Below are 7,016 nucleotides of genomic sequence, written 5' to 3' on the forward strand. Positions count from 1 at the left end.
CCCGGCGCCGCCCGTGCGGCGCCGGGGCCGACGCCTGCCCGCGGGTTTCCCGACGCCGTGACCGGGAAGTCGGCCCCGCCGGAGCGCACCGAACGCGTCGAAGGGAGCCCGCCCGTGGCCGTGGCGAACGAGCTGCTACTGAACTCGGTCCGGGTACGACGGCCCGCCTCGGCCGGCGCGCCGCTGTACTGCGACGCGCTGGAGTACGGGCTCACCGGCGACGGCGCGACCAACGACCAGCCGGCGCTGGCCGCCCTCGTGGACCGCCTCGGCACCGGGTACGCCTCGGACGGACGGGCCCGGGTCATCTACTGCCCGCCGGGCATCTACTCGATCCGGGACGCGGGCACCGTGTGGCGCAGCGGTGTGTCGCTGATCGGGGCCGGCCCGGCGGCGACCCGGTTCATGCTCAGCAACGAGGGCAACCGGGCCGACCCCACCCCGTTGGCCTTCTGGACCACAGTGCAGCACGGCGCCGACCGGGACCGGCACATCGCCGACTGCACCTTCTCCGACTTCCAGATCGACGGCTCCGGCGTCGCCATGGCCGAGTACAACTACCTGGCCAAGGGCCTCGGCCTCCAGTACGTCGTGCGGGGCGTCTTCCGCAACCTCTACATCCACCACACCGCCGCCACCGGGCTGGGCTGCGACTTCCTTCAGGACTCCCTGATCGACGGCGTGGTGGTCGTCGGCTGTGGCCGACTGGACAACGGCGAGCAGATGGGTGGCGCCGGCATCGGGATCGGCATCGGCGGCTGGGGAGCGGTGGAGCGGCTGACCATCGCCAACTGCACCGCCCTGGCCAACGGCACCAACGGAATCTTCCTTGAGCTGCAGAAGGACTACTGGGCGCCGCCGCGCGGCTACCGCATCGTCGGCTGCCACAGTCAGGGCAACCGCTTCGGCATCTCCGACTGGGGCGCCGACGGCCTGATCGTCTCCGCCTGCACCATGACCGGAAACCTGGAGACCGGGTTCGACGTGTCGGCGCAGGGCACCTCGTCGGTGGCCGGCCGGGGTGGGCTGCTCACCGACTGCGTCATCGACGGCAACATGTGCGACGGGGTCAGCATCGGCAACAGCCCTGGCCCGTACACCGTCCGAGGCAACCGGATCAGCGGCAACGGCCGGCACGGTTATCACTCGCACGACCTCGGGCGCGGCTACCGGGGCTCGATCCGGGACGTGGTGATTGAGAGCAACGAGTTCTGGGGCAACGGCCTCGACGCGATCCGGATCGACCACCAGATGACCGACGCGGTGCTGCTCAACAACCGGATCCGCAACAACGGACGGCAGTACGGCGAGGGCACCGGCGGTACCGGTGACGCCGTCCGCTACAGCGAGCGGTCCCTGGTGGACCGGTCGGCGAACTGGCCGCACGACGGGCACCGGGGCAAGGTCCTGCGGGTCGGGAAGGCAGTGGCCATGGTGGCCTCCAACACCGGCGACGAACTCACCCTCGCCCCGGTCCGCCCGGACGCGTTCAGCGCGTGGAGCGGGGACGTGCCACCGCCGGGATGCGGATACGAGCTGGCTGCCGCACCAGAGCTGCGGGCCGGCATCACGGTCGACGCGCCGTTCGACTCGGCCACCATCCGGGGCAACCGGGTGTGGGACAACCACGACAACGCGACCCAGACGCACGGGCTGTGGATCACCGAGCGGGGCAGTTGCGTGGACTGCCGGGTCGAGGACAACGACCTGGCCGGCAACGCCGACGAAGGCATGCGACTGGACACCCCGCCGGTGGGCGGACGGTGGCGGGACAACCACGTGGACAGCGACTGGAGCTGAACGACGTGCGGCGGCGGCCGGAAGGATCCGGCCGCCGCCACTGTCATGGTGAAACCGATCAGCCGGCCAGACCGGCAACCGGGGTCGGGTCCAGCACCACAGTCGCCGAAGCGGACTGCGGGGGTACGCCCGGGTCGGTCGGGGCGTCGGTGTACTCCGCGACGAACACCGCGGTCAGGTTGTCCGCGCCGCTGTGCCCACCGTCGAGGAAGGTGGGGATGCTTCCGGAGCAACCCGTCGAGGTGGACAGCGGGTGCCCGTGCTCATCGTGCCCGAGCACGTAGGTGACCTTCACCCGGGAGCAGTCCACCGGCAGGTCGTCGGTGACCTTCACCTCGTACGCCACGGTCTGCCCGAACTGGAAGGGCTGCCCGGCGACCGGGGCGACGAACTCGATGACCGGCGCGGTCGGCCCGACCACCAGCGGCAGCGTCGCCGAGGCGGACCGTCCGGTGCGGTCGGTGACCTTCAACGTCGGCGTGTACGAGCCGTTCTCCGGGAACGTCCAGCTCGCGTTCGGAGCGGTGCTGTCCACCGAGCCGTCCGCGTTGAAGTCCCACGCGTAGCTGAGCTTGTCACCGTCCGGGTCGGTCGTGCCGGCGCTGGAGAACGCGACGGTCAGCGGGGCCTGCCCAACGGTCGGGGTGCCGCTGATCTTCGGGATCGGCGTCCGGTTGCCCCGCACGAAGTCGATCCGGGACAGCTGCGCGTCCGGGTTCTCGGCGAAGTAACCGTCGCCGTACTCGAGGACGTAGAGCGCGCCGTCCGGGCCGAACTCCATGTCCATCGGGTTGTCCACGACCAGCGACGGCGCCACCGGACGGATGTCGTCGACATCGCCGTCCTCGTCGAGGCGGAACTCCTTGATGTAGTCGCGGGACCACTCGTAGAACAGCGGCACCCCGTCGTAGTAGGCCGGCCAGCGGGTGCGCGACGTGCTGGTCCCGTCGTACTCGTACGCCGGGCCACCCATCGGAGAGATGCCGCCGGAGCCCAGTTGCGGGAACTCGGCCGAGGGGGCGGCCGCGTACCAGACCTCCGGCTGCTCGACCGGCGGCAGCACGCGCTTGCCGGTGTTGTGCGGTGAGTCGTTGACCGGGCGCTTGCAGTTGAACTTGGCACCCGACTCGCCGGTGGCGAAGTCGTAGTCGCGGTAGGCGATCGTCGGCGTCACGCAGTACGGCCAGCCGTAGTTCGCCGGCTTGTCCACGAGCATCCACCGACCGTGCCCGGCCGGCCCGCGCTCCGGGTCCGGATTGGACGCGTCCGGGGAGTAGTCGCCCACGTACACGTCATCGGTCCGCTTGTCGACGGCGAACCGGAACGCGTTGCGCAGCCCCATCGCGTAGATCTCGGGGCGGGTCTGCGCCGTGCCGGGCTTGAACAGGTTGCCGGCCGGCACCGTGTAGCCACCACCGGCCTTGACCTTGATCCGCAGCAGTTTGCCGCGCAGGTCGTTGGTGTTCGCCGAGGTGCGCTGGGCGTCGTACGCCGGGTTCCGGTCGGCCCGCTCGTCGATCGGGATGTAGCCGTCGGAGGCGAACGGGTTGGTGTCGTCACCGGTCGACAGGTACAGGTTGCCCTTGCTGTCGAAGTCGATCTGGCCGCCGACGTGGCAGCAGATGCCCCGGTCGGTCGGCACGTCGATGATCTGCTGCTCGCTGGCGAGGTTCAGCTTCATCCCGTCCAGCTTGAACCGGGACAACCGCAGCGCGCCCTTGAACCGCTGCCAGTCCGCCTCGGTGCCGGTCTCCGGCGCGTCGCCCTCGTTGACGCCCGGGGTCGCCGGGTCGTCCACCGGAGTGTTCATCGGCGGCGAGTAGTAGAGGTACACCCACTTGTTCTGGGCGAAGTTCGGGTCGATCGCGACGCCCTGCAACCCCTCCTCGTCGTGCTCGTACACCGGGATGTCGGCGGCGAGGGTGTTCAGCCCGGTGCGCGGGTCGTGGATGCGGACCTCGCCGGTGCGGGAGGTGTGCAGCACCCGCAGGTCGGGCAGGACGGCGAGGCTCATCGGCTCGCCCGGGAAGTCGTTCAGTGTCACTTTCTGGAAACTGCTGTCCGGCGGCGCGGCCGGCGCTGCGGCCGCTGCCGACGGTGGTACGACCAGACCGGCCGTCACCAGCAGCAGGGCGGACGCGAATGCGGTCCTGTTCATCAGGTGTGTCCCCCGGGGTGGTGTCAGTACCGAAGTGAAGCGAGATAGTCGAAGCCGACCCGCGCGGTGTCCAGGGCGTCGGCGGGGGAGCGCGGCGGCGTACCCGCGTCGTCACGCTCCACGATGTACTCCTCGATGCCGGCCTCGCGCTCGTGGGCGAAGATCCGGCCGAAGTCGATCAGGCCGTCGCCGAGGTCGGCGAAACCGCCCTCGACGTCGAGGTCCTTGACGTGCACCTGGCGGATCCGGCCGCGGTTGGCCCGGATCACGTCGACCGGGTCGTGCGCGCCGCGCCAGGTCCAGTACAGGTCCAGCTCGAAGTGGACCAACCGCGGGTCGGTCTGCGCGGCGAGGATGTCGAACCCGGTCGAGCCGCCGGTCAGGGGCACGAACTCGAGCTGGTGGTTGTGGTAGCCGAACTCGAGCCCCGCGCGCTCGGCGAGCCGCCCGGCCTTGTTCAGGTCACGGGCGAGGGCCCGGTAGACGGCGGGGTCCCGGATCGGCTGGCCGGCCGCGTCCCGACCGAAGTACGGGTGGACGATCTTCTTGCAGCCCACGACCTTGGCGTCGGCGAGGGCCTGTTCCCAGGTCGCGGCGTCGAACGGCTGCGGAATGCCGACGTGCCCGGAGGTGGAGCGCAGCCCCGCCTCATCGAGCGCGGCCCGGAACTGGGCGGCGGTGCGTCCGACGAAACCGGCGTGCTCCACCCGCCGGTAGCCGATCCGACGCAGCGCGTCCAGGGTGCCGGGCAGGTCGGCGGCGAGTTGGTCGCGCAGCGTGTAGAGCTGGATGCTGATCCGGTCCACCGGCACCCGGCGCCGGCCCTGCGCCTGTGCGGCGGGTGCGGCGCTGGCCGGCCCGGCGAGCAGACCGGCGGCACCGACGGCAGCAGCGGAAACAGTCGCGGCGCGCAGCACTCCACGCCGGCTGACCGACTCCGACGCCGGTGTCGGCTCCGGTCGGTTGATCTGTCGATCCATGGTGGTGGTCCCTTCCTGACGGCTGGCATGCCGTCGGCGGCGGTCGACCTGGCTGCCATCGCCCGGGCGCGCCGAACCGGCCGGAGGCGGGCTCCGGCTGGACGGTGACGGACGGCGCTCGGGTGCGGCCCGGCCCTGTCAGGAGCGGAACGCGGCGACCCGGCAGGGGTGGCGGCAGACTGATCGACTAATGGGCAACCCTCTATCTAGATCGAGACCCTACCCTTGCCTCCGGACGAAGGCAAAGCTTCGTCGCGTTTGGCAGAAGTTTCGCTCCAACTGACAAAAGCGGGCTGTCGAGGTGCGCGGGCAGGGATGACCTCCTCCTTCCGGGCGCCCTCCGCAGCGCCACCGGCACCCGCGCCCGCCCCACCTCTGCCCCCCGAGTGATCCACTCGTCTTCCTGACAGGTCGGGGTGTTCGAGCGTGGTCGATGCACCGCTCTCAGGAAAGCCGAGTCGATCACGAGGGTCGGGCTCGGTGGGGTCGCCGAAGCCGGATGCGGCCGCTCGACCTCGCGTCGGGCCGTACGCCGCCTTCGGTCCGGTTCGCCTCAACCGCCCCGAGAGGGCGTCATCCGGACAGCCGGCGTTGCCTGCGCTGAAGCAGAGCAAACGGCACGAGAGATGCCGGCTGAGCTCCTATTCCACCAAGCGGAACATAATTGGAAACTGTGTCGACAAAATGCGTCGCCAATTATTTCTGAACACCGAAATCGCCCATGCCGGGGAAGCGAGAATGTCGGCATAGGGAAGTCGAATACGGGGGGACTGAACATGACGTGTAGGCGGCGATTGACGCTGTTGGCGGTAACCATCGCAGCCGCACCACTCGTCCTGGGTGGGTGCACGGCCGACCGGGGGTCCGCGACCGGTTCGGCCAAGAAGCACGCCGCCCCGCCGGAGCTCGCCGTCACGCCCGGGGACAAGGCCCGGGACGTGCCGGTCAGCGCCGAGGTGGGCACCGTGGTCAAGGGGGGCCGGGTCACCGGTGTGCGTCTGACCGACGACAAGGGCAAGCAGGTCAGCGCCGAGCCGCGTGAGGACGGGTCGGGCTGGGTGCCGAACGCTCCGTTGCAGCCGAAACGGACGTACACCGCCGAGGTGACAGCCACCGGTGACTCCGGTGCCACCACGACCCGCACCACGACCTTCACCACGATGGCCAAATCGACCAAACCGCAGATTACCAGCACCCTCTATTTCGTCGGCAAACGGACGTACGGCACCGCGATGCCGGTTACCGTCGCGTTCGACCCGGGAATTCCGAAAGAGGCCAGAGCGGATGTTCAGCGACGGTTGTTCGTGAAGACGAATCCTCCGCAGCCGGGCACCTGGTCATGGCTCGAGGACGGAACTCAGGTCTATTACCGGGCCCCCGATTTCTGGAAGCCGGGGACGACGATCAGCGTCCGGGCCGGCCTGGAGGGTCTGCCGATCGGCAAGGACCGGGTCGGTGACGCCGAGCGCACGGCGACGTCCAAGATCGGACGGCAGGTCTCGCTGGAGATCGACAACGCCACCAAGCAGATGACGGTCCTGCAGGACGGCAAACAGATCCGCCGGATCCCGGTCAGTCTGGGCAAGCCGAGCACGCCGAGTTCGAGCGGCAAGATGGTGATCATGGAGAAGCACGAACGGACCACCTTCGACACCCGGGGTGAGCCCAACGGTGGCTACGTGGTCGACGTCGACGACGCCCAGCGCTACACCTGGGGCGGCGAGTTCATCCACTCCGCACCCTGGTCGGAGGGGGACCAGGGCAACACGAACGTCTCACACGGTTGTGCCAACGTCTCCGCCACCGCGGCTGACTGGTTGATGGGGGTGACGCAGGTCGGGGACCTGGTCACCGTGAAGGGCACCGAAGTGGAACTGCAGCCGGGCAACGGCTGGACCGCGTGGAACGTGAGCTGGGACGAGTTCGTCCGAGGTAGCGCGCTGCCGGTGCCACCCGGGCTCAAGCCCGCCCCGGTCGCTCCGGCCCACCCGGGCGCGGTGGCCGGCGCGCGCAGTGTGCGCGACAGCGGGAAGTGCTGGTGGAAGAAGAGCGCGAGGGCCATGCCGATGCTGAACTGG

Annotated in this window: 4 protein-coding genes; 2 read left to right on the forward strand and 2 right to left on the reverse strand. The window is 69.8% G+C overall.

From position 1 onward, the window contains the following. Positions 1–120 precede the first annotated feature (120 nt). Positions 121–1,800, forward strand: a complete 1,680-nt coding sequence (locus tag ACWCO3_RS29075; RefSeq protein ID WP_450013082.1) for a right-handed parallel beta-helix repeat-containing protein — start codon at positions 121–123, stop codon at positions 1,798–1,800. A 58-nt stretch (positions 1,801–1,858) separates the two neighbouring features. On the opposite strand, the gene ACWCO3_RS29080 is transcribed toward ACWCO3_RS29075, so the two are convergent. Further along, positions 1,859–3,958 carry a PQQ-dependent sugar dehydrogenase gene (locus ACWCO3_RS29080; protein ID WP_358167821.1) on the reverse strand — a complete coding sequence of 700 codons (2,100 nt, stop codon included), beginning with the start codon at positions 3,956–3,958 and terminating at the stop codon, positions 1,859–1,861. Between the two features lie 23 nt (positions 3,959–3,981). Next, positions 3,982–4,938, reverse strand: a complete 957-nt coding sequence (locus tag ACWCO3_RS29085) for a sugar phosphate isomerase/epimerase family protein (protein WP_145781588.1) — start codon at positions 4,936–4,938, stop codon at positions 3,982–3,984. Between the two features lie 776 nt (positions 4,939–5,714). Between ACWCO3_RS29085 and ACWCO3_RS29090 the strand changes: the two genes are divergently transcribed. Further along, positions 5,715–7,016, forward strand: a 1,302-nt coding sequence (locus ACWCO3_RS29090) for an Ig-like domain-containing protein (protein ID WP_450013080.1), incomplete at its 3' end; no start/stop codon positions are given.

The organism is Micromonospora sp. NPDC002411, assembly GCF_053592955.1.